Annotated in this window: 13 protein-coding genes; 4 read left to right on the top strand and 9 right to left on the bottom strand. The window is 65.0% G+C overall.

Annotated features, from left to right (window positions below; genetic code table 11):
- Positions 1-264 precede the first annotated feature (264 nt).
- A complete protein-coding gene (locus THIMADRAFT_RS27510) occupies positions 265-408 on the top strand; it encodes an amylo-alpha-1,6-glucosidase (RefSeq protein WP_199484258.1) in 144 nt (47 codons plus the stop codon).
- A 317-nt stretch (positions 409-725) separates the two neighbouring features.
- On the opposite strand, the gene THIMADRAFT_RS17565 is transcribed toward THIMADRAFT_RS27510, so the two are convergent.
- From THIMADRAFT_RS17565 to THIMADRAFT_RS17540, 5 genes are all read right to left on the bottom strand, one after another.
- Entirely contained in the window at positions 726-3254 is a 2529-nt protein-coding gene (locus THIMADRAFT_RS17565; protein ID WP_007194430.1) for a hypothetical protein, read from the bottom strand.
- Between the two features lies 1 nt (position 3255).
- Positions 3256-4224, bottom strand: a complete 969-nt coding sequence (locus THIMADRAFT_RS17555) for a hypothetical protein (protein ID WP_139052890.1) — start codon at positions 4222-4224, stop codon at positions 3256-3258.
- A gap of 660 nt (positions 4225-4884) precedes the next feature.
- Positions 4885-5625 carry a response regulator transcription factor gene (locus THIMADRAFT_RS17550; RefSeq protein ID WP_007194428.1) on the bottom strand — a complete coding sequence of 247 codons (741 nt, stop codon included), beginning with the start codon at positions 5623-5625 and terminating at the stop codon, positions 4885-4887.
- A gap of 11 nt (positions 5626-5636) precedes the next feature.
- The gene (locus THIMADRAFT_RS17545; RefSeq protein WP_158308395.1) at positions 5637-7616 is read right to left on the bottom strand and encodes an ATP-binding protein; all 1980 of its coding nucleotides are present in this window, start codon (positions 7614-7616) and stop codon (positions 5637-5639) included.
- Positions 7617-7793: 177 nt separating this feature from the next.
- Complete coding sequence (locus tag THIMADRAFT_RS17540) at positions 7794-8651, bottom strand: type II CAAX endopeptidase family protein (RefSeq protein WP_007194426.1); 858 nt, start codon at positions 8649-8651, stop codon at positions 7794-7796.
- A gap of 403 nt (positions 8652-9054) precedes the next feature.
- Between THIMADRAFT_RS17540 and THIMADRAFT_RS17535 the strand changes: the two genes are divergently transcribed.
- The gene (locus THIMADRAFT_RS17535) at positions 9055-9798 is read left to right on the top strand and encodes an MBL fold metallo-hydrolase (RefSeq protein ID WP_007194425.1); all 744 of its coding nucleotides are present in this window, start codon (positions 9055-9057) and stop codon (positions 9796-9798) included.
- A 341-nt stretch (positions 9799-10139) separates the two neighbouring features.
- Here the strand turns inward: THIMADRAFT_RS17535 and THIMADRAFT_RS17530 are convergent, their stop codons facing one another.
- The 3 genes from THIMADRAFT_RS17530 to THIMADRAFT_RS17520 all read right to left on the bottom strand — a co-directional run bounded on the left by THIMADRAFT_RS17530 (position 10140) and on the right by THIMADRAFT_RS17520 (position 17117).
- A complete protein-coding gene (locus THIMADRAFT_RS17530) occupies positions 10140-10574 on the bottom strand; it encodes a hypothetical protein (protein ID WP_007194424.1) in 435 nt (144 codons plus the stop codon).
- Between the two features lie 147 nt (positions 10575-10721).
- Positions 10722-16280: an alpha-2-macroglobulin family protein gene (locus THIMADRAFT_RS17525; protein WP_007194423.1), complete on the bottom strand. Its 5559-nt coding sequence runs from the start codon at positions 16278-16280 to the stop codon at positions 10722-10724.
- A gap of 219 nt (positions 16281-16499) precedes the next feature.
- Entirely contained in the window at positions 16500-17117 is a 618-nt protein-coding gene (locus tag THIMADRAFT_RS17520; RefSeq protein ID WP_233490285.1) for a transglycosylase SLT domain-containing protein, read from the bottom strand.
- 297 nt (positions 17118-17414) lie between these two features.
- Between THIMADRAFT_RS17520 and THIMADRAFT_RS17515 the strand changes: the two genes are divergently transcribed.
- Positions 17415-18062 (top strand): hypothetical protein, encoded by a 648-nt coding sequence (locus THIMADRAFT_RS17515; RefSeq protein ID WP_007194421.1) that lies wholly within the window; start codon positions 17415-17417, stop codon positions 18060-18062.
- A gap of 235 nt (positions 18063-18297) precedes the next feature.
- Here THIMADRAFT_RS17515 and ald read toward each other — a convergent pair whose 3' ends face one another.
- Entirely contained in the window at positions 18298-19410 is a 1113-nt protein-coding gene (gene ald / locus THIMADRAFT_RS17510; RefSeq protein WP_007194420.1) for an alanine dehydrogenase, read from the bottom strand.
- Positions 19411-19838: 428 nt separating this feature from the next.
- Between ald and THIMADRAFT_RS17505 the strand changes: the two genes are divergently transcribed.
- Positions 19839-21512, top strand: a complete 1674-nt coding sequence (locus tag THIMADRAFT_RS17505) for an MFS transporter (RefSeq protein ID WP_007194419.1) — start codon at positions 19839-19841, stop codon at positions 21510-21512.
- Positions 21513-21618: the final 106 nt, after the last annotated feature.

Below are 21618 nucleotides of genomic sequence, written 5' to 3'. Positions count from 1 at the left end.
GCGTTCAATCCATCAGCGAGAAGTCATTGATTCGGAAATGACGACGACACCTGAAGGAAAAAGCGACGTAGGGTGTGGTGAGGAACGAACCGCACCGATGTACGGTCCGGCCAGGGCACGGCGAGGCCGTCGCTCATCGAGGGCGCGGTCGGGTGCCTCGATGAAGACGACATGTCGTAGGGTGTGGTGAGGAACGAACCGCACCGATGGACGGTCCAGTCGAGGTGCGGTTCGTTCCTCACCGCACCCTACGCACTAGGTACCGTGAGCGAGATCTTCGACGGCGACCCGCCGCACCACCCGCGCGCCTGTCCGGCGCAAGCCTGGTCGGTCGCCTGTATCCTGGATGCATGGACGCAGTTGGAGCGTATCCGGGTCGGACACGATCAGCCGCGAGGACGGACCTGAGCTGCGAAACGATTAACGCCGAACGCGAACGTCCGGATCAAAACGATTGATGTCTTGGCTCGGCACCAGTCAATGTTTAAACCGCGCCCGGTGCTATATGCGTTGTTTATTGGATTGGCTTAACCGTGCCGGCTCCGACAACTGTCGGAGCCGGCGCGGTCTACGTACACCATTCTCGGCACTCGGAACGCGTGAGCCGGCGGAGCGCCGGCTCGACTCTTCCGAAGGATCACGGTGTAGGATGCGGCTCCGACAGCGCCGGTCGCTTTCCTCCGCCGTACCGATGCCGGTGCCACTCAAGGGGCGACGGACCGGGCTTAATCGCCCGCCATCATCGCGGCGATGGCTCCATTAGCGGATGCGCTCGTCGAGAAGCAAGCGCTGCCCTCGGTCTTGTTACCGGTCGAGTAGTAACCCGTGACGAGTCCTTCCGTCGTCGAGCCCGAAATCAAATAGCTCGGCATGCAGACACAGGCCAGGGCTGGCTCGACACCCATGTTCATTGCCACGACACCGCCGGTCGCGTTCTGGTCGCTGACGCACTGGTTGTAGTTCAAGACGACTTCAGTCGATACCGTCGGATTCGGGTCGACGCAATCCAAGGACACGGTATAAGGTCCCACAGGGGGCGGGCCAGACTCCATTCCGTAACCAGTGAATTGCACTGCTGAACCCTTCGCGCAGCTTGCCATATTCAATGATGCGGAGGCTGTTCCAGTCTGAACTTCCGGGTTTTCAGCACAACCGGCGACCCAGTCCGTCGTCGATAGAATCCCCGTTGTCGGATCGTAGGAGACAATAGGTGTGTAGGTCGGGCGTTCAGAACATTGGGGAAAGTAAAAGGGGCCTGTCCACGGCAGAATAGTGGGTTGGGTAGTCGGAACAGGAGAGGCCGAGATCCATTCCGCGAGTGTCAGCGTTCCGGTATTCAGATTGAAGTTGGTCGTTATCGAAAAGACCGACGAATCACTGATCAAAGTCGGCGGCTGGAAGCTCCAGGTTGAAGGATTCTGAATCTGTAGCATGCCGTTAGCGTCGGCGCCGACAGTGGATCCGGTCATAACAGCGTCCCAGATGTTCAATTGACTATCCGTAACACTGCCGCAACTGCCGTTACTCACGTTCCCGCAAACGTTGGTGTACGTTGCCGTCGTTGGCTGTTCAACATAAGTTTCAGAGGTGGCATCCCAACACTCGACGTTTTGTGCAAACAAGTTGTATGACACTGACAAGGTATTGCAGGATCCGGCAGCGTTAGGCCTTGCAGTGTACATCGCCGCATTGGACCACAGGGGATACGGGTTGGAGGCGGTCGTGCCGGCAAAGGCGTTGACTTGGTACTGCACATAGAAATCGGCCAACATCAAACCGAGCAGATTCGACGAGGCAAAGGTGCTGTTGTAGGCCAGAGGCGCGTTCTGGGTCGTCGGCTGACCCGGGGTGGTGTTGCTGGTGAAGGCGTTGGTAATCGCATTATCCACCGGCTGTTGCAATCCACCGGTAGCGGTAGTGACGGCGGTCTGAATCCCGACCTGGGCCGCTTCGCTTGCCCCTCCGGTCGCCACCGTGGTCCCGATGTCGATCGCCGTCATGGTCACATTGAACAGCGCTGAAAAGACTTTGCCCCAGAAGGACTCATGTTCATTGGCTTGGCTGGCGGCCTCGATCGCCTGGTTGACGGCATAGCCCGCCTGCGCCGTCGAGGTCATCAATCCATTGGTAAAAGCGGCAGCGTAGCTGGTTGGCGGAAACAGACCGCCGTTAACGGCTTCGCTGAACTGATTGATGCCGATGCCAGCCTCGCTGAAGGTATTGTCATTCAGAGAAAAGGTCGCCGTCGTGGCGAGATACCAGAGGGTCTTCGCGGCAAAACTGCTGATGACGAAGGGATCCCCAATGGCAAACGTCAAATGGCCGCCATAGATGAAGGACTGGTACTGGGTATTGCCGTTGTTGTTCTCCTCCTGAGCCTGAGTGTAGGCGGCCAGATTGACCGGAAACATGGCCGGCACCAGACTTAAACTGGCCTGTGTATTCGGATTCTCTACGCCCCACCAGAGTCCGCCGGTCGCCTGATAATTCCCTTCGGCCGAATTCTGATTCAGGTTGAAGACCTTCTCCTCGCTGCTGACAAAGCCCATGCCGCAGGCATTGCCCTCGGTATCGGCCGGATCGCAGGAACCAGGCGCAGGCGGGTTGATCAGGGCATTGGACACGAAGTAATCGTCGGCATCGTACAGCAACCCGGAGCCCAGACTGTCGCCGGCCGAGGCCAGGTTAGCCATCACGATGGTATTGTGGGGATTGGGACCACTGCAGGCAGCAAACTCACCACAGCAGATCGACCAACTATCGCCGGCTGCGGCGGGGTTCGGCTGGCTTCCCATTTGGATCGTGGGTTCAAAAACAGAAAGACTCTGGCCAATTGCTAAGGGTTCCGGTGAGTAGGGATAGTTCATCGGGGATTTTGCAGTCCAAGACGTTGGATCGTCGGCATTACCCGTGACTTGGTAGATCTTCTGCATCGGCGAGTCGCTGCCGTAGAAAACCACACTGCCGTACGCACTGGTTTTGTCTGAGAATCCGTTATTGAAGAAGCCGTACGAATTGTCTTCGCTGCTCGCACCGTTCCATCCTGTGGAATAGGCCGGAGATTCGGAAGGCGCGTCCGGGTTCGGCGTCGCGCCATAGGCGGTCAGATAGCAGGTCGTCCCGCTGAGGTTGACGATCGAGTAGGAGAAACCACCACTGTTGGCATTCCAGGTCGCGAAACCCGCGGCGCTTGAAGAGGTGCTCAATCCGCATAGCGAAGATGCCGCGAGGCAAATCAGAAGTTGGCGTTTCATGTCAATACCCTCGTGGCAACTTGAAGTTGACGTTCTCGACCTCGAAACCGTGGCCGATCGCATTGGCGGAAATGCCCGACATTCCGTAGAGGTTGTGGTAGGTGAAATAGGTGCCCTTGTTGACCTTGAAACCGGTCAGCCGACTTTTTGCGAAGGTACAGTCGGTCAACAGGTCTGACTCGGGAAGTCCGCCCTGCGCCAGCGAAACACCGCAGACCTTTCCGTTGTAGCGAAACCTGAAGGGGACGATGTAGGTGTAATTGCCGGGTCCGTAGAAGGCCAGCGCCGGATGCGCGGTCTCATCCGGGTTGGCGATCCCTTGATGCAACCTCCACAGATCGAGCCAGCCCATCCGGGTAATGCCGTGCATGGCCGGTGACATCGCCGTCAGCGCGCTGACGCCATTGCGATGAACGTAGGTCTCCAACTCGCTCAGGAACTGCGCGCCGATGTCTTGGGTGCCGATCGTATAGCCCTGACCGGAGACCGCATTGAAGGTGGTGCCGCCGATTTCGCAGGTCGGGCTCGACTGCTCGCTATCCGTGGTGGGAACGACGACGAAATTGCCCGGCAGGTAGGAATGAAAACCAGCTTTAATGAATTCCGCCGCGCATCCGCCGTTGTTGGTGCCGGGCAACGCTTGGAAGCGCTGAATCTTATAGGTCCGGGTCGAGGTGCGCGTGGTGTACGGCCAATCCGGTTTGGAGGGGACGGACAAGGTCATGGTCTTGACCCGCGTCACCCGCCCGTCGCGCACGGTCACCTTGGCCGGATTCTGGGCGTCGATCCCGGTGGACTTGAAGATCTCATAGGCGCCGGGCGCTAGGCTAAGCACCAGGTTGGGCGAAACCAGGATGCCGCTCTGGGGCGCGCCGGTGCCCCTTTCCTTGACCGGACGGACGTAGAACTCACCACTGCCTCCCGGTTTGGTGCTGACCAACAGGCACAGACCGCCCTGCTCGGACGGCAACGCCGAGGTTTGCTCGCAGTCCGCCGGAAAGCGCGGGGTGAAGCCTCTCAGGCTGATCGCCCGTCGCGCGCCCGGCTCCGCCGGAAGGCGCGGGTCGGGGTCGCTCGGATTGGTCGGATTGCTCGGATCCGACGACGACCCGTCCCCGTCCTTGCATGAGGTCAACAGCATCGGCAAGAGGAAGGCCAGGGTCAGCGCCAGAGGCAGTGACGGCCGCAGGCGTTGCGGAGGGTTCCGTTTGAACGTATTCGTCGGGTCGGCGCCCCCGAGCGCTGATTGTCGGGGGACTGATCGTGCTGCGTGCTTGGCCATAGGGCTCTCCCGCATCCTCTTGAGATCGTGTAGTCGGCCGGACGACGGGGCCGCGGACCGAAGGCCGAGGCAGACGAGGCTCAAACAGTGGGGGAACGCAGAGCCGCGCCTGCCGCGGGGTCATGCTGCGGGGCGAGACGGACAAGCGGATCGATGCGCCGTGGGGGCGGAATGACGGCCAGCGACGAGAAGGGATACTCGAACGCCGCACCGGCAATCCAGCGCCGTTTCACCGAAGGCGAACCGCAAACCCTGCAACACCTGCGGATTATACGGAGCCCGTCGGCCGCGACTTCTAACAACATTCTGACAATTGACGGCCGGGCGTGATGGCCGGGGCGTCGCCCTTCAGCGGGATCGCCCCCAGACATAGCCGGCGCCGTAGACACTGTCGAACGGTGCGGGCTGGTCGGTCGCTTGAGCAATCTTCCGCCTCAGGCGCGAGACACTGGTGTGCAGACGGGCGCTCGAATAATAGCTTTCGCGATGCCCGAGTCCGGCGATGACCGCGGCGCGGCTCACGGCCTCGGGCGCCTGACCGCGGAGCAGGCAGACGAACCTCAGCTCCGTCTCGGTCAAGGGGATGACGAGCCGATCGTCGAGAACCAGGGTGCGTGCCTCCTCGTGGATGGCCCAGCGATTGTCCATCGGCGCGGACAGGCCCTCCTCCGCCGCCCTCGCGCGATGGGCGTAACGGCACAGCTCCCGCGCCAGCAACGCCTCCAACTCCTCGGGCTCGAAGGGCTTGGTGAGATAATGATCGAAGCCCGAGCGCAACCCTTTTACGCGGGCGTCGAGATCGCAACGACCGGACGTGCAGACGATGGGCAACAGCGGATCGCCGGCACGTAATGCCTCGAGCAGTGAATAGCCGTCGCCGTCGGCCAGCGTCAGGTCCAGGACGACCGCATCGAATCGGCAAGCCGCCATGCGCGCGCGCGCCGCGTCCTCGCCGGTGACCAAATCGACCCGATACCCGAAACTCTCCAGAAAACGCGCCAACTGAGGACCGCCGACGGCATCGTCCTCCACCACGAGGACGCGCTTGGGCGGATCGATTGGTTCCGGTGCATCGGGTTGTCGCGACATGAGTCCCTCTGTTAAGCCAAGGCGCGCGAATCGGCGCCGCGAAGACGCGTCACCAGCACCCGAAACCCGGCACCCTGCGGACTCCGGGGGAAATACTCCATGCTGCCGCCGAGCGACTCTACTGCGCTGCGACTCGCCCAGAGCCCCAAGCCCCACCCTGGGATGTGGCCGTGCCGCGGATCGCGCCAGAACTGATCGAAGATCCGCTCGGCATCCGACGGGGCGATGCCCTGCCCCTGGTCCACGACCTCCAGCTCCAGCCGCTCGGGCGTGCTCGACAGGCTCATGCGCACGCGCCCCCGGCCGCCGTATTTGAAGGCATTGTCGAGCAGGTTGGTCAGCACCAGCACCAGCCGCGAGGCATCAACGAGATGGGTCACCGCGCCCGATTCGGCGCGCACCTCGAGGTCCAGCCTGGCGGGGTCGATGCGCCCGGCCAAGGCGCCCTGCACCTGGGCCACCTTCTCGTGCAGGTCGTAGGTGTAATCCGCTGCGGTGCCGTCCGTAAAGGCGTCGCGCTGCCGCTGGATACCTCGCACGATGTCGGAGAGCTGATTGGAGATCCGGATCAGATCGGCCGCTGCATCTTCGGGACTGAGCACGCCGCGGCGCAGATTCGTGGCAACGAAGCGCACCGAGGATGCCGGGTTGCGAATCTCGTGCGACACCACTTTCAACAAGCCGCTGAACTTTCGCGCCAAGGCAGCGAGGCGCAACCGAGCCTGCCGCGCCCCTTCCAAGCGTCGCGTCTGCTCCGGCACCTCGGCCAGCAGACGACCGCTGACCGTCAGGACCGCGATCAGCATCAATGACTGCATCACGAGGTTGATCGGCCAGAAATAAGCCACCGCAAGGCTTGCCAGCCCCGGGAACCAGGTTCTGGCCACCACCGCGATGCCTGTCGCGCAGGTCGCGAGCAGATACGCCAAGGCGATGCGCCCGAGTGCCGAGGTTCCTCGCCACTGCAACGGCCCATAGATCAGGACGAAGGCGATGAAGGCGAGTTGCGCGCTGTTGTTGAGCCAGGCGATCGAGGGGTGCAGATCGGTCAAACCGATCGGCGACAACAGCAGGGCGAACCAAGCCACGGTGAACCAGAAGCGGCGCAATCCCCAGGGTGACGGCGGCGGCCGGACGATGAGATAAAACGAGAAGATCAGTGCCGCGGTCACCAAATACCCCAAGGCGCTGGAAACGCGGCCGGTTATCCAAGCCGGAACAGACGGCAGGAAATAGGCCAATTGACCGATGCTCGCAAGCCCGGTCACGCCGAACGGCACGCTGAGCATCACGAAGGCAAGAAAACGCCGGTCGCCGGTCGCCACTCCCGCGAACAACATCAGCAGCGCAAACAGCCAGGCCAACGCCGCCAACATTCCACCCGTCAGCAGGCTTCGGGCTTGAGCAAGCTGGAAGCTCGCAGCATCCGTTAGACGCGGCACGAGGCTGAGTTGTCCGATCGTCAGCACCCGCAGCAGCAACGCGTGATCGGAGACCAGATCGGGGTCGAGTCGGAAGGCCAAGGTTGCGCCGATCACGTCGCGCTGCCCCAGGGCCAGGGTGTCGCCCGTGCGAAGGCGCGGCGATGCCAGCCGACCGTCGGAGGCGACATAGGCCAGTTCCACCAGATCCAAGTTGGCGACATTCAGGCTCAGGATCGGCCCCGACGAGGCAAGCGGCGGGACGAGGTCGCGGCCGAGCGGCGCCGCGACGAACCAGCGTGCACCTGGCTGATGGCCGAGATGAATGTCGACGCGGGCCGGCGGCAGATGATCGCTCCCGATCAAGGCAGCGGCCGCCTCCCAGCTTTGCACATGCTCGGGCAGGACGCTGAACGCGATCGGCACGGATGATACGGTCCATGCCGTCGAGGGACTCGGGAGCAGCAGCAAGAGCGCAAACCAAATCCCGATCCGGCGATTTCGGTCCCGCCCGAGCCTCGGCATCCGTCGGGTTTGGGACTGCATGGACGCCGAAGTCAAAGGTGTCATCGTCTGCTCGGGCTCGCTCATGGCGGCGTCGCGCATAGGACCTGCTGCGCGGCCCTTCCCTCCCGACAGGCCCTCCCGAGCGCCGATACCGCGCAGACGAACGAAGCGTCATCCGCTCGTCGGCCCTTCCGCAGGCTGGACCACACCTTCAGGCGAACCGGAATGCGTCGCTCGGGATCATCCGAGCGACCGGACCGTCTCGGCGCCGCGCGAACCGGGGATCACGTCGGTCACGGCCGCATCCCGACGCAGCATCTCCTTGCGGTACACCCAGACCACAAGGACCGCAACCACGAGGAGGAAGACGGTATCGTAGGGCTGCGCGTCCGGCCAAACGGGATTGATCAGCTGGAAGTGAAACACCGCCGGCAGAAGGATGCTGCCGGCCGATGCATTGAACATCGGCGTCACGATGACGCTGATGGCCACCGCACCCAGGAAGAAGGGTGCGAACGCCCAGTCCCCTTGCGGTGTCCCGCTCAAGAGGAACGCCGGCAGGTGCCAGAATCCCCAAATGACCCCGAGGATCAGCGCGGCCCAGAGCGGGGCGAGCTTGCGCTGCAGGAGCGGCAGCGCCAACCCGCGCCAGCCGAATTCCTCGACCGGCCCCTTCACGGCCATGAGCAAGATCGCCGTTGAAAGCGCGCCCGGCGAATCGAACGACAAGGCGCCTGTCAAGGGCCTACCCTGCACCGCCGCACCGGCATAGAAGACCAGCGGAATGCCGACCAGGAGAAAACCGTACCAGCCAAAGGATGTGCGCCACAGCAGAAAACGGGAGAGAAAACGCTTGAGTCCCGCAAGGCCACCGGCGTGCGTGACGAGGACGAAGGCCGCGATCGCCGGGGCATAGACCGCCAAGAAGAACAGCGGATGCTGGCCGGTCAGCGCACCGAAGAGCCTCGTCATGGGCTGCGGCAGGAAGATGAACAGCGCCAGAATCCCCCATGTCAGCCCGAAGGTGATCAGGAGAAACGGGAACAACGCCATGACCGAGAGGGGCGGATTGCGGGGATCGGATTGTCCTGAGACCACGGGCTTTCCTTCTGCTTGGTCGATGCGAGACACCGTTATACGCCGAAGACGCCGATCGAAGCGTCGTCACGCTCGGCAGCATCGCGTGCGGCACGCATGAATCAACCGAGACTCTCGAACAACGCACGGGCGCCGGGCGACGCCTTCGAATCGCCGCGGTTCGCACATCGCGCACACCCTTGGTCGTTGTCGGCTGATTATTTGCCGGAGATGGCCAATCATCAATGTGTAGCGGGTGAGTCGGGCACTAAAGTGCGGCGAAGTCGACATCAGCGCCCCTCGATGCCGAGTGTCGGTCTTGCACCGCTCTCCGGGGCCTTGACCCGCCGGCTTTCTCGCAACATCGACCCGCACCAGCACGGGCGAACCGAGCCAGGGCTCGGGAGACCCGAGGAAACGACCGATGACCGACCCTTCTTGCATGACGATCCTGTTCGATAATTATCCCGGCGTCCCGGGCCTGACGAGCCTTTGGGGCTTCGCAGCCCTGATTCAGGTCGCAGACCGGACGATCCTGTTCGATACAGGCAGCAACGGCCGCGTCTTGCTGGCGAACATGGCCGCGCTCGACATCGCCCCGGAATCAGTCGATCTGCTCTTTCTCTCACATCCGCATTGGGACCACATGGGTGGGTTGGACTCCGTCTTGGAGGTGAATCCACGGGCGACCGTCGTCGTACACGAAGGCTTTTCCAAGCATCTGATCAAGGATCTTCATGGCCTCTGCGGCGAGCTGCTTGTCGTCGGGGCGGATCCTGCCGAGCTTGCGCCCGGCGTCTTTTCAACCGGCATGCTCGACAGCGACCCGCCCGAGCACGCGATGGTGATCGAGGCCGACGGGGTCACGGCAGCCATCAGCGGCTGCGCGCATCCCGGGATGGAGCGGATCGTCGAGCACGCCTCGCACCTGTTGGGGAAGAAGATCGATTGGGCCATCGGGGGGTTTCACCTGATGTACTCGGACGCAGCGGGGATCGACCGGGCGATTCGCGCGATGCAGGCCCTCGACGTCGCCCACGTGGTACCGACCCACTGCACGGGAGACGCCGCAAAGAACGCGTTCCGTCATGCATTCGGCGCGCGCTGCATCGATGGCGGCGTTGGCCGGAAGATCGGCCTTGTCGGACGGGCAAACCCGCCCGAGTAGCCGATCGGCGTCCATGTCGATGTCCGGTCCGGCGCGTTTCCCCAACGGCTGCAAGCGACCGTCGGGCGGACGATCCGCAAACGTAACAACAGCGCCCTATCGGTCAGTGTCACGCTATTTTACATAGGCCCAACCAGCATTCACCGAAAGAAAACGTCCGACACGATGCATTCGATGCGTAGCGACCATACCGGCCGCTAGGGCGACGGAAGAGGACGACTGCAAGTCGTCTATCCGGGGGCCGCCGCGTCGCGGCAATCGGCGGGCTTGCAAGCGTCCCGACCCGCCACGCGGGGCGCACTCTCAGGGCAGTTCAAGCCGCCCGCAGGCTGACGTCGAGCTCACCAAGAATCATCGATCCCGGCGTTGTTGTAGTCCCTCATGGCGTCCAACCAATCCGGCATCCCTTCCTTGACGATCTGCTTCAACTCGACCAGATCGTCCGCACTGACCAAGCCTTTCTCATGCATGAAGGCGTAGAACTTTTTGAGGCTTGCTGCATTCTCCTTAATGCTGGCTTGGCTTGACCACATGGCCTTCCTGATAAACCAGTCGCCGAGAAACCAACTGATAGCGTCCACGCCGTCTCTGGCCTCGAGCGCGTCATCGTAAAGCAGGTAATCATTGATATAGAAAGCGATATTTTCACGATGCTTCTTGACGACCCTCTCGGACAGGCCGGACGCCTCGAGCCAAGCCACGAACTCCGTCAACAGAATTGCGTTCTCGGCGCGGATCTTTTCGCATGCGTCTTCGTATGCTTGGTAATCGCTCATGGAAAAAGCTCCAGAGTGGACAAGCGCTGTAGGGTGGACAAGCGTAGCGCAGTCCACCAGCGCCGGCGGTGAGTTTGGTGGACTTCGCTCTCGCTCGTCCACCCTACGGGCCTGGAGCGATCTTCTGATCAAGGGCGCATCGCTCGCTCAGCGCACCGGCAGCGCAACCTCTACCCTCCCCGTCTCCGTCCAAGCCCGCCGTTGCGGGCGGTACATATCCTCGACCGTGGCGGCGGGGTGGGCGAAGACGCCCGGCGAGACGGCGCGCAGCCGGTAGGCGAGCTGGAATCGGGTCGGGGCCTTCGGGCCTCGGTCGACGGCGGCGACGAAACGGTCGGCGCGGAATTCGAGATGCTCGGCGGTTTCTTCGAGGCCCAGCCAGGCGATGTCGGCGATGTCGCCGGCCTTGATGAGGCTGGGGTTGTCGATCTCGAAGCCGGCGGGGAGGGGGTCGTCGACGATGAGTCGGGCCTGACGCTGGGCGTCGGCGCTGACGGTGATGACGGCGACCATGCGATCGCCTTGGGTGACGGCGGAGGGGTCGATGCGGCGGCCGTCCAGGTCGTAGTAGGCGCGCTCGATCCGGTAGCCGTCGCCGCCCGCGGGCTCGGGTGTGAGCGGCACGCCGCCGACGCTGACCAAGGCATCGAGCGGGCGTTGGCCCGCGTTCCCGACAATCAGCGGCAAGGCGGCGGCGGTGTCGGCGTCGAGTCGGCTGAACCAGGGGCCGCTCCAGGGCTCGCCCGACAGGGTCAGTTGCGGTTTGTCGGCACCCTGCATGAGGGCGCGTGCGGCGAGCAGCAGCCAGGCGTCGTCCTGCGTGCTGGTGTCCGCCGCATCGACCCAGCCTTGTTCCAGGCGTCTGGCGAGGGCCTGTAGGTCGACCGCGCCGGTCGCGCTCTCGGCGGCGAGGGTCAGCACCGCCGCGCCGTCGCGCAGGTCCGAGCCGTAGTCGGACCGCCAGGCCCCCTCGTCGTCGCCCGTCTCCAGCATCGCGACCGCAGCGCGGAAGACGGTATCGGCACGCGGGCGGTCGCCCATGAGGGCCAGTGCCGCGGCAAGCTGGGCCTTGGCCATGGGTGTGGAGAAGGCGTCGAGCTTGGTCTCGGCGTAATAGCGCAGGTCGCCGATGGCGGCGCGGCCGTTGCGGGCGAGGACGTAGAGCGCGTAGGCGATGTCCTCGCCGCCGCTGCTGAAGTCCGGCACATAGGCGAGCCGGTTGCGCAGGTTGTCCAGCGCCATGTCGAAGGCGCGATCCGGCACGGCGTAGCCTTGCTCGCGGGCACGGGTGAGGAAGTCCGCGACATAGGCATCGAGCCAGCCGTCGTCGCCGCCCGTGCCCCAGAGCCCGAAGCTCCCGTTCGAGGCCTGGTTGGCCAGCACCTCGCCGATCGCCTCGCGCACGCGTTCCTTGATCTCGGTGTCGGTCCCGAGACCGATGGCGGTCGCCACCTCGTTGAGATAGAGCATGGGCAGTGCGCGGCTGGTGAGCTGCTCTGTGCAGCCGTAAGGGTAGCGATCCAGGCCCGTGACCAGGCCGGCGACGTCGAGCGGTCCGGCGCCCGTGATGGAGACGGCGAGCGCTCCGGTGCCGGGCAGCATCTCTGACCAGGCCGAGGCGTCGAGACGCAGCTCCCCGCCCGGGGCCAGATCCACGACCGCGTTGCGCGAGACCAAGGGAGCGTTGGAGCGGACCGGGATCCGCAGGGTCTTGGTCAATGCCCGTGTGGAGACTGGGCCGTCGGGGGTGCGCAGGACCAGATTCAGGGTCTCGTCGCCGACCGAGATGGCTTCGATGGGGATCTGCACGGCGGCACGTCCGCCCTGCGCCAAGCTCAATGTCCGCTCGGTCTGATCGGCGGGGATGCGGACATGTCCGCCTTCGGTCGCGACCGACAGTGTGACCTCGCCCGCCGGACCGTCGACATGGGTCAGCTCGAGCAGCAGGCGCGAGCGGTCCTCGGGCGCGAGGAAGCGCGGCAGGCTCGCCATCATCACGACCGGATCGCGCACCAGGACATCCTCGACCGCATGTCCGACGCCTTGCTTGGACCAGGCCATCGCCATGACCCGCAGGGTGCCGTTGAAGTCCGGGATGTCGAAGGCGACGGTGGCCCGGCCTTGGGCGTCGAGACGGATGATCTCGGATTGGAAGGCGACCAGATCCTCGGTGGGCGGCGGACCTTCGAGCCGGATCATGGCGCCGTCGCCGCCGGAGCGCACCGTGCCGGGCACACCCTGCATACGGTCGATGAGCTGGCCGTAGAGGTCGCGGACCTCCATCCCGAGACGGCGCTGACCGAAGTACCAACGGTCCGGCGCGGGCGATTGATAGCGCGTGAGGTTCAGGATCCCGAGATCGACCGCGGCCAGGGTCACGTAGACCGGCTCGCCGGCCGGGGCGTTGGCGACCTGGATCGGGATCTCGAGCGGTTGGCGCGGGCGGATGACGCCCGCGGCCGGATCAAGGCCGAGCTTTACATGAAGTCGGCGGTCACCTGGATCCACACCGGCCCAGGTCAGCCCGATCGCACGTCCGGGCATGCGCCGGGCCTTCAGATCCATGGGGCGGTAGAGCGCGGCCGTCACATAGGCGCCCGGACCCCAGGCGCGAGTGACGGGCAGCTCGACCGTCGTACCACTCTCGGGGACCTCAACGGTGCGCATGTCAATCAGCCGGTCGTCGATGACCATCACCAGGGCGACGCCCGGGAAGCGTGGCTCGATGCGGGCCTTGAGCGTCTCGCCGATCCGATACTCGGCCTTATCGAGCGAGACCTTGAGCAGATCCGGGGTGTCGACGGCGCGCGGGGCGACGTACCAGCCGGCCTCGAAGTCGAGATCCACGGGCATGGCCGTCCCGTCCGGGCCTTCGACACGCAGACGATAGCCGCCCCATTCCACCCGCGCCTCGATGCGCGCGACACCGGTCGCGGCGTCGACCTGGCTCGGCTCCAGGGTGCCGGAGGCGACGCGTTGGGTCGAGACGATCGGCTCGTATTTCCAGCTGCCGTCGGACTCGTACCATTGGAAGTCGGTGGTCAGGCGCGAGAGCGTCCAGCGTAACCCTTCGGTCGGCCGGCGTTGGCCGCCGGAATCGCCGGCGGCATCGATCAGGATGATCTCGAAACCGGCGTTGCCGCCCTCCTCCACCGCGTCCTCGAACAGGGGCTTCACGCCGATGCGGGGCTGGCGGGTCGCGATCGGCAGGGTCAGGCTGCGCTCGACCGGGCGCCCGCTGCCCTCGATGAGACGCACGCGCAGATCGGCTTCGAGCGGTCGACTGGTCGGCGGAAGATCGGGCAGTTGCAGGGCGATCTCGGCCTTGCCTTGGTCGTCGGTCCGGGTGGTTGGAAGCGGTTGGCCGACCGGCTCGACCGGCTCGCTCGCCAGGCCGAATCGGAACCCGGGAAACGCGGCGAGGCCCTGCGCGGGCTTGACCTGAACCTCGCCCTCGACGGCGACACCCGCGGCGGGTGCGCCGAAGAGGAAGCGGGCGTCCAGGGCAATCACGGGCAGGTCTTCCGGATCCAGCGTCTTGACCGGGCTCTCCAGCTCGAAGGCGAGGCGCTCGGGCTCGAAGTCCTCGACCAGGAAGGTGACCTCGGCCAAGGGCGGGGCCTTGGGATCGCTGTAGGTCGCCGCGCGCCAGGTGCCGCGCATGGCGACGCGGCTTAAGTCCAGGGTCGCCCGATAGCCGCCGAGGCCCTGATCCTGCGCCAGGAGACGGCCGTGTTCGACCCCGTCCGGGCGCTTGAAGATGAAGGTGATCGGCAGATCCGAGACGGCGTCGGCCTTGGCATCGCGCACCAGGGCGGTGAGCTGAACGGTCTCGCCGGGACGGTAGGCGCCGCGCTCGGTGACCAGATAGACATCCAACGGCTGCGGAGCTGGTCGACCCGTCACGCCGCGGTCGCTGAGATCAAAAGGTGTCTGGGTCAGGTCGAGAAAGCCATAGTCCCCGTCCGGACCCTCGGCGATGAGAACCGCGGGCGCATTGCCGCCGGTGCCGCGCAGCAGACCGGGCTCGAAGCGGGCATGGCCGTCGGCGTCGGTGGTCGTCTCGCCCAGGATGTCGTCGTTGAGCGCGACCAGGCGCAGCGTCGTGCCGGCGACCGCATCGGCGCTCGAGAGCGAGCGGACCAGGGCGTGCAGGCCATCGTTGCCCGAGAAGGTCGCAAGCCCGAGATCCGAGACCAGGAACCACTGGGTCGCGAGCGCCTCGGGCTCCTGCATGGCATTGTGTGGCGTGGCGGTCATGGCATAGACGCCGGGCCGCAGATCCTCGACCAGATCGCCGACCGGCACCGAGGTGGTCACCTCGCGATTGAGCCTGCTCTCAACCGGGGGTTTGACCTCGATGTAGCCGCTCCAGATCGCCTCCCCGGAGCGATCGGCGATCTGGTTCGCGTCCCAGGTGGAGAGCTGCTGGCGGAACCGCCCGCTCGCGACCGCCGAGCCCAGGGCGCGGTCACCGATACGATAGACCGCCGCGTCGACTCGATCCGTGTTCACCGAGACGACCGGGATCGCCGGATCGCCGCCCGCGGGCAGCACGTAGGCACGCCCGAGGAAGCGGACCATGGGCGCGCGGTCGCGCACGAAGATCTCCAGATCCGAAGTCTTGGCGAGCGTCTCCCCATCCGCCGCCGGGAGTCCGGCGCGGACCTGGATACCGTAGCGCGCGCCGTGCTCGACGCCGTCGATACAGATCTGGCGGGCCTCGACCTCGATGGGAAGATCGGTCCGGTCGGTCACCCGCACGAAGTCGGCGAGCCGGCCGCGGTCGCGTGCCAGCGGATCGCTGAATTGCAGACAGATGCGGGGACTCGCGGCGTCCGAGTCAACCTCGTGTCCGGTGACGCGGAAACCGTGCTCGCCGATCAGACGGTCGTATTCGGCGCGCACGGAGGCGTCCTCGACCAGCGCGAGCGAGGCGCGCAAGGAACGGATCGCGGGCCGCCAATCGTCGCGCTCTGCGAGGGCTCGCGAGAGGACCACCAAGGCATCGGCGCGCTCGGAAACCGCTGCGGATCGCCAATAGGCGTTGACGGCCGCCGCGGTGGCATCCCTCTCGAGGGCTTGCCGCGCCTGCCAGTCGGAGGGTTCGGCCGCCTTCGCCGCGCGCGCGAGATCGAGCCAGAGGGCTCGCTCGTCGGGCGCGAGGCGAAGGGCCGCGGCGTAGAGGTCCGCCGCACGCTGGGGATTGTTCTCGGCAACCCGCCCGGCCTCGGCGGCCAATGACGCGGGCGCCTGATCGCGGGGCGGGGCCTCGGCGATGCGGGCCGCGAGCTTGCGGGCGGCATCCAGCTCGCCGCGCGGGAGGAAACGCAGCTCCGCACTGCGCGTCGCGGCGAGATCCTCGGGCGGCAGGGTCGCCTGGCCGATCCGCACACGACCTGAAACGGCGTCCGGGAAGGGGCGCGCGTCGGAGGCGGATTCCTTCAGGAAACACCACCCCGCCTTGCTGTTGAAGGTGAAGGCACGGCAGCGGGTGTCGTCGAGACAGGCGTCGCGACAGGCTTCGAGATCGACCCCTTTCAGCGTCTCGTAATCCCCCCCGAAATAGTCCATGCCCGGGGTCAGGAGGATGCTGCGCTCGCCGCCTTCGGCCGCTTCGTTCGGCGTCGGCCAGCCCGTCCACAAGAACGCGGCCAACAGACCCGCGACGAGACCCGTAAAGACGCGAGGGGTAGAACCGAGCATGACAACGCTCCTGTGGTCAACGACGACGGCGTGTCCGGGCAACTCTAGTGCGCAGGCGGCCGGAGGTAAAGTGCCCCGGCTCTCGCGGCTGGGGGTTTGGGGGACCGGGGGACCCCGGGGGGAGGGAACGGGTGGCAGGCTTCAGCCCGACAGGGTCGCGCAGCCGTCGGACTTGGCGGTTTCGGACTCAAGTCCGACCCACATGCGGGGCGATACGGCTCACCGACGACAGGAGCGCAGCTGAGCCCCGTAGGTCTTTGCTTGCTGATCCACACGGCGCGCAACGCGCACCAGCCAGTCCTTCTTTCGATAGGTCCCGCGCTGGAAGCCGCGATGACCCTCGTGATAGGCGAGGTACTGACGATAACCGTCCGACTTGGGAATCCCCAACGTGCGATGGCTGACGTTCGTATACCAGCCGACGAAGTCCACGGCATGATCGAAATTGGTCCGCTTCGCACGCCGATGACCGGTCTGCTCACGGTACCAGTCCCAGGTCCCGTCGATTGCCTGCGAGTAGCCGTAGGCGCTGGAGACGCGTCCCGGCGGCCGCGCGTCGTGCCGGAAGCTCGACTCGGCCTGGATGATCGCCAACTGGACCGCAATCGGTGTCCCCCACTTGCGCTCCGCCTTTTTCGTCGCCTTGTACCAGCTCGGGCGCTCTTTGAAGATGGCGCAGGCATCGAGCGGCTTCGACGGGGGGGACGGCGCGGAAGCACAGCCGCCGGCGAGCAGGACCACGAGACCGAGGAGGCCGAGAATGCTCGATCGCGCCCGATGCGGCGCGGCCGAATCAGCGACGCGAGCCGCGGTCGTCGCCAGGTCAGACACAACCACGACGGCCGTCGCGAGCCGCGAGATGGCGGGATTCGGGCGTAATCTCTCGGCTCGGCCAAGCCGCCTGTCTCGCCGACTCGTACACCCGCGCGGAGCCGGCCCGCCGGGATCGATTCGTCCGACAGGCGCGCTCGGAGAAGGCCGAAATCGTCCGGCGGCGTCGAAAAATCCTGCTGAAATTCCCTTAACACTCATCGAAAGTAAGGGTTAATATCCGGTTGCTTGACAAATTCGACGAACCTCCTGACCGGGGGATGCGTCGATCACTCGCACACTGACCCGAAAGGAGGGTTCGCCATGTTCAAATCCAAAGACGCTGTCTCGACGGAGACAGCGAAAAAAACCAAAAGCACCGACCAAGGCTCGTTGATGATGGCACTCTTGCCGTCGGTCATCCTCTATGTCGCCGCGGTCGTTTTGATTGCACTGACCCGAGACGATGCAGCCGGAACCATACCTTACTGGGAGACCTTCGTCCCGGTCGTCGCCTTCATCTCCTTGCTCTCGGGTTTCGGACAGGCCTATGTCCGCGATCAGTCCTATCTCTTCTATACCTTGAAGCAGGTCCTGCACTGGGGGATCGTGATCGGCCTACTGTGGTTGCTGCACACTAACGGCGTGCGCGCCGCACTCGACGATCAGAAGTACCTGCTGGTGCTGCTCTACCTGCTCGGCCTCGCGACCCTGCTCGCCGGCCTGCACATGGATTGGAAATTCATCTTCTTCGGTGCCTTCCTGGCCTTCTGCACCTACATCCTGGCCGCGCCGGAGAATGTCGCCATCCTCGCCCCGATCGGGGAGACCTTCGGCATCGCCAACGCGCAAGACAAACCGATGGCCATGATGATCGGCACCGCCGTGGCTGCCTTCCTGGCCAGCACCCTGGTCCTGATCGGAATGCGCGGCGCCATCCTGTCCAAGCGCGTGAGCACGGCTAGGGCCTGAAGGGATCGCTTGAGCATACGTTCGCGTCGGGCGTCCGACGCGGCGTGCCGATTCGATGCTCCGGCCCGTCGCCCGATCCGGCAGCTAGCCGATCGGGCCGCGCGCCGGGCAAAGATCTGCGCGACGGGTCTCGCAAAGCGCTCTGCTGCAAGACAATACTCAGGGCGCCACAGCTCCGCAAGACGCCGGCATCGGTCTGCTCGGTACCCGTCGGACCGATGCCGGCCGTTGGGGGTCACAGCACCTGCGAAGCCGGCACGACGCGATAGCCGAGTGCCTCGGCCACCGCGGCGTGGGTGACCTGCCCCTCGCACACATTGAGTCCGTCGAGAAGATGCGGATCGTCCCTCAGGGCCGCACGCCAACCCTTGTCGGCCAACGCCAGTACGTAGGGCAACGTGGCGTTGTTCAAGGCGTAGGTCGAGGTGTGCGGCACCGCGCCCGGGATGTTCGCGACACAGTAGTGAAGGATGCCGTCGACGACATAGGTCGGCTGAGCATGCGTCGTCGCACGCGAGGTCTCGAAGCAACCCCCTTGATCGATCGAGACATCGACCATGACGGCCCCGCGGCGCATCTCCCCGAGCATCGCCCGGGTGACGAGGTGCGGCGCCGTCGCACCCGGAATCAAGACCGCACCGACCACCAAGTCCGCCTCTCGGAGCGCACTGCCAAGGGTCGCCCGATTGGAGTAAACAACCCGAGCGCGCGACTCGAAGTGTGCCGCCAAGCGGTCCAGCACGGCCGGATTGCGATCCATGATAGTCACGTCCGCCTGCAAGCCTACGGCCATCTGAGCAGCGTTGAAGCCGACGACCCCGCCACCCAGGATCAGCACCCGACCGGGCGCTACGCCGGGGACGCCGCCGAGCAGCACACCGCGCCCGCCGTGCACGGCCTCCAGAGCCGTCGCGCCGGCCTGGATCGCGAGTCTTCCAGCGACCTGGCTCATCGGCCGCAGGAGCGGCAGGCCACCGAGTGCATCGGTGACCGTCTCGTAGGCGATACAGACCGCACCGGAGGCGACCAGATCGCGCGTCTGATCGGCATCCGGCGCGAGATGCAGATACGAGAACAAAACCTGCCCCGGACGCAGCCAGGCCCGCTCTTGCGGTTGGGGCTCCTTCACCTTGACCAACAACTCGGCCCCGGCAAAGACCTCCTCGGCCGTCGCGCAGATCTGCGCACCCGCGGCCCGGTAGACGTCGTCGGACGCGCCCATCCCGTCCCCCGCGGCGGTCTCGACAAGCACCTGATGGCCCCGATGGACCGCCTCGGCGACGGCTTCGGGCGTCATGCCGACACGATGCTCATGGGCTTTGATCTCGCGCGTGACCCCGATCAGCATGTTCATGCTCCTTTGCTCTGCCCGTGGCGATCAGGGTCCGCCGGAAGAGATCCGGCTCGCACCGATCCCCGAATAGCGTCGTCATGTCGACGGATGCGCGGCCCCTGTGCCGCGATCCGAGTGTAGCCTCGAACATCCGTTCCGGACGAAGCGATCCGCCTCGACGGGCGGCCTCGTTCAACGCATCGGCCACCGAGGTCGGAGAGACTCGTGACAACCGCTCCGCAGTCTCACCCGTACGCCGCGGCGCACTGCGCCCCGCGCCCCGACCGCTCGAGTAACGAGTAGGGCCGGGGACGTGCCGCGACAAGGGCCCGACAGGCCGCCGTACCCTCGATACGCGAGGGCGGCACATTGCGGCCGGTCGCTCGCCTCGGCGCAGACGATGGCGTACCCTTCGGGCCTTTGTCGACCATGAGAGCGCACACGTGACCGCCATTCGCAGCCGGCATACCGGAGGCCGGGATCAACGCGGATTCATCGCCGCAATCGGCCATTGGCTCGACCGCAACATTCTCGAGATCGGGCGCGAGATGCGGCTCTCGTATCTGCCCCCCTTGATGATCTACGTGGCCTACGGCATCCAGGGCCTGACCGCGATCGTCGGCACCTTCTTCGTCAAGGACTATCTCGGTCTACCCGCCTCCTTCCTGGCGGCACTGGCCTTCTGGGCGGGGATCCCCTGGGTGCTCAAGATGCCCCTGGGGCATCTGGTGGATCTGATCTGGCGCCATAAGGCCGGGTTAGTCTATCTCGGCGCCGCCATGCTTTCGGCGAGCTTGCTGATCATGATCGGCCTGCTGGCGGAACGCGCGGCGATGGACGCCGTCATGCCGGTCGAAGCCTGGTATGTGCTTGCCGCGCTGCTTGCGCCCACGGGCTACGTCATTCAGGACGTGGTTGCGGATGCCATGACGGTGGAGGCGGTCCCGCGGGTCGACGCCGACGGCCACCCGATCGATCGTGCGCGGCTCAAGCTGATGCATACCACGATGCAGACGCTGGGACGGATCGCCATCATCGGCGGCGGGGTGCTCGTGTCGCTGGCCAACATCTACCTCTTTGCGGGGGTCGAGGCCATGTCGGAGGCCGAGAAGGTCGCGACCTATATCCTGATCTACGAGATGGCCTTGGCGATTCCGGTGATCTCGGTACTCGGCGTCGCCCTGGCGAGCGTCATCAAACGCCGCGACCTGCGTCGGCTCGTCGCCAAAGGCTTGGACGAAACCGACGCCAGAGCAAGACTGGAACGACCCGCCCAGATCACCAAGCCGAACTGGTGGATCCTCGGGGGTAGCCTGGCCTTCGTGGTCTTCACGCTGGGCATGGGACTCACGGATGTGCCCTTCAACCAGGAGATCATCTTCGTCGGCTCCATGGCGATTGTCGTCTTCCTGATGACCCGATTGATGCGGGTCCTGGACGCCGAGGCGCGGCTCTATCTCTTGGGTACGGCCATCATCATCTTCGTCTTCCGCGCCATGCCCGGACCGGGTGCCGGCCAGACCTGGTGGATGATCGACGAGCTCGCCTTCGACCAGCAGTTCCTGTCCGTGCTCTCGCTGATCGGCAGCACGCTGGCACTGGCGGGTCTCTTCATCTTCCGGCGCTTCATGGCCGAGCACTCCATCGCCCATGTCGTGGTCTTCCTGACCCTGCTCACCAGCGTCTTCTACCTGCCCATCGTCGGCATGTACTTCGGGCTGCATCACTGGACGGCCGCCGTCACCGGCGGCATCGTCGATGCCCGATTCATCGCCATCGTGGACACGGCGCTGGAGTCGCCCCTGGGCCAGGTCGCCATGGTGCCCATGCTCGCCTGGATCGCCAACTCGGCCCCGGATAACCTCAAGGCCACCTTCTTCGCCGTCATGGCCTCCTTCAGCAATCTGGCGCTGTCGGCGAGCCAGTTGGGCACCAAGTATCTCAACGAGATCTTCCTCGTCACCCGCGAGGTCAAGGATCCGATCAGCGGCGTCGTGAGCGTGCCCGAGGATTACAGCCAGTTGGGAGACTTGATGATCGCCGCCCTGATCATCGGCTTCGTTCTTCCGCTGACCGCGGTGGCGCTGGTCAAGGTGACGCGGCTGCGCAGCGCCTGAGGCGTCGGAACGCCCCCGGAGGAGATCCGAGCTCGCCTTGCAGCGGTCTTTCCGGGCCGCTATGTTGACCACATGACGACCCTTGACATGCGAAGACGCGAGGTCC

The organism is Thiocapsa marina 5811 (assembly GCF_000223985.1).
Lineage (GTDB): Bacteria > Pseudomonadota > Gammaproteobacteria > Chromatiales > Chromatiaceae > Thiocapsa > Thiocapsa marina.
The sequence above is the reverse complement of the archived record's forward strand: the minus strand, read 5'-3'. Positions and strand labels throughout refer to the sequence as shown.

Excerpts from the sequence above, each read along its gene's own strand:
- THIMADRAFT_RS17565 (WP_007194430.1), bottom strand. The coding sequence starts at position 3,254 with ATGAAACGCCAACTTCTGATTTGCCTCGCGGCATCTTCGCTATGCGGA.
- THIMADRAFT_RS17550 (WP_007194428.1), bottom strand. The coding sequence starts at position 5,625 with ATGTCGCGACAACCCGATGCACCGGAACCAATCGATCCGCCCAAGCGC.
- THIMADRAFT_RS17545 (WP_158308395.1), bottom strand. The coding sequence starts at position 7,616 with ATGACACCTTTGACTTCGGCGTCCATGCAGTCCCAAACCCGACGGATG.
- THIMADRAFT_RS17535 (WP_007194425.1), top strand. The coding sequence starts at position 9,055 with ATGACCGACCCTTCTTGCATGACGATCCTGTTCGATAATTATCCCGGC.
- THIMADRAFT_RS17530 (WP_007194424.1), bottom strand. The coding sequence starts at position 10,574 with ATGAGCGATTACCAAGCATACGAAGACGCATGCGAAAAGATCCGCGCC.
- THIMADRAFT_RS17525 (WP_007194423.1), bottom strand. The coding sequence starts at position 16,280 with ATGCTCGGTTCTACCCCTCGCGTCTTTACGGGTCTCGTCGCGGGTCTG.
- THIMADRAFT_RS17515 (WP_007194421.1), top strand. The coding sequence starts at position 17,415 with ATGTTCAAATCCAAAGACGCTGTCTCGACGGAGACAGCGAAAAAAACC.
- ald (WP_007194420.1), bottom strand. The coding sequence starts at position 19,410 with ATGCTGATCGGGGTCACGCGCGAGATCAAAGCCCATGAGCATCGTGTC.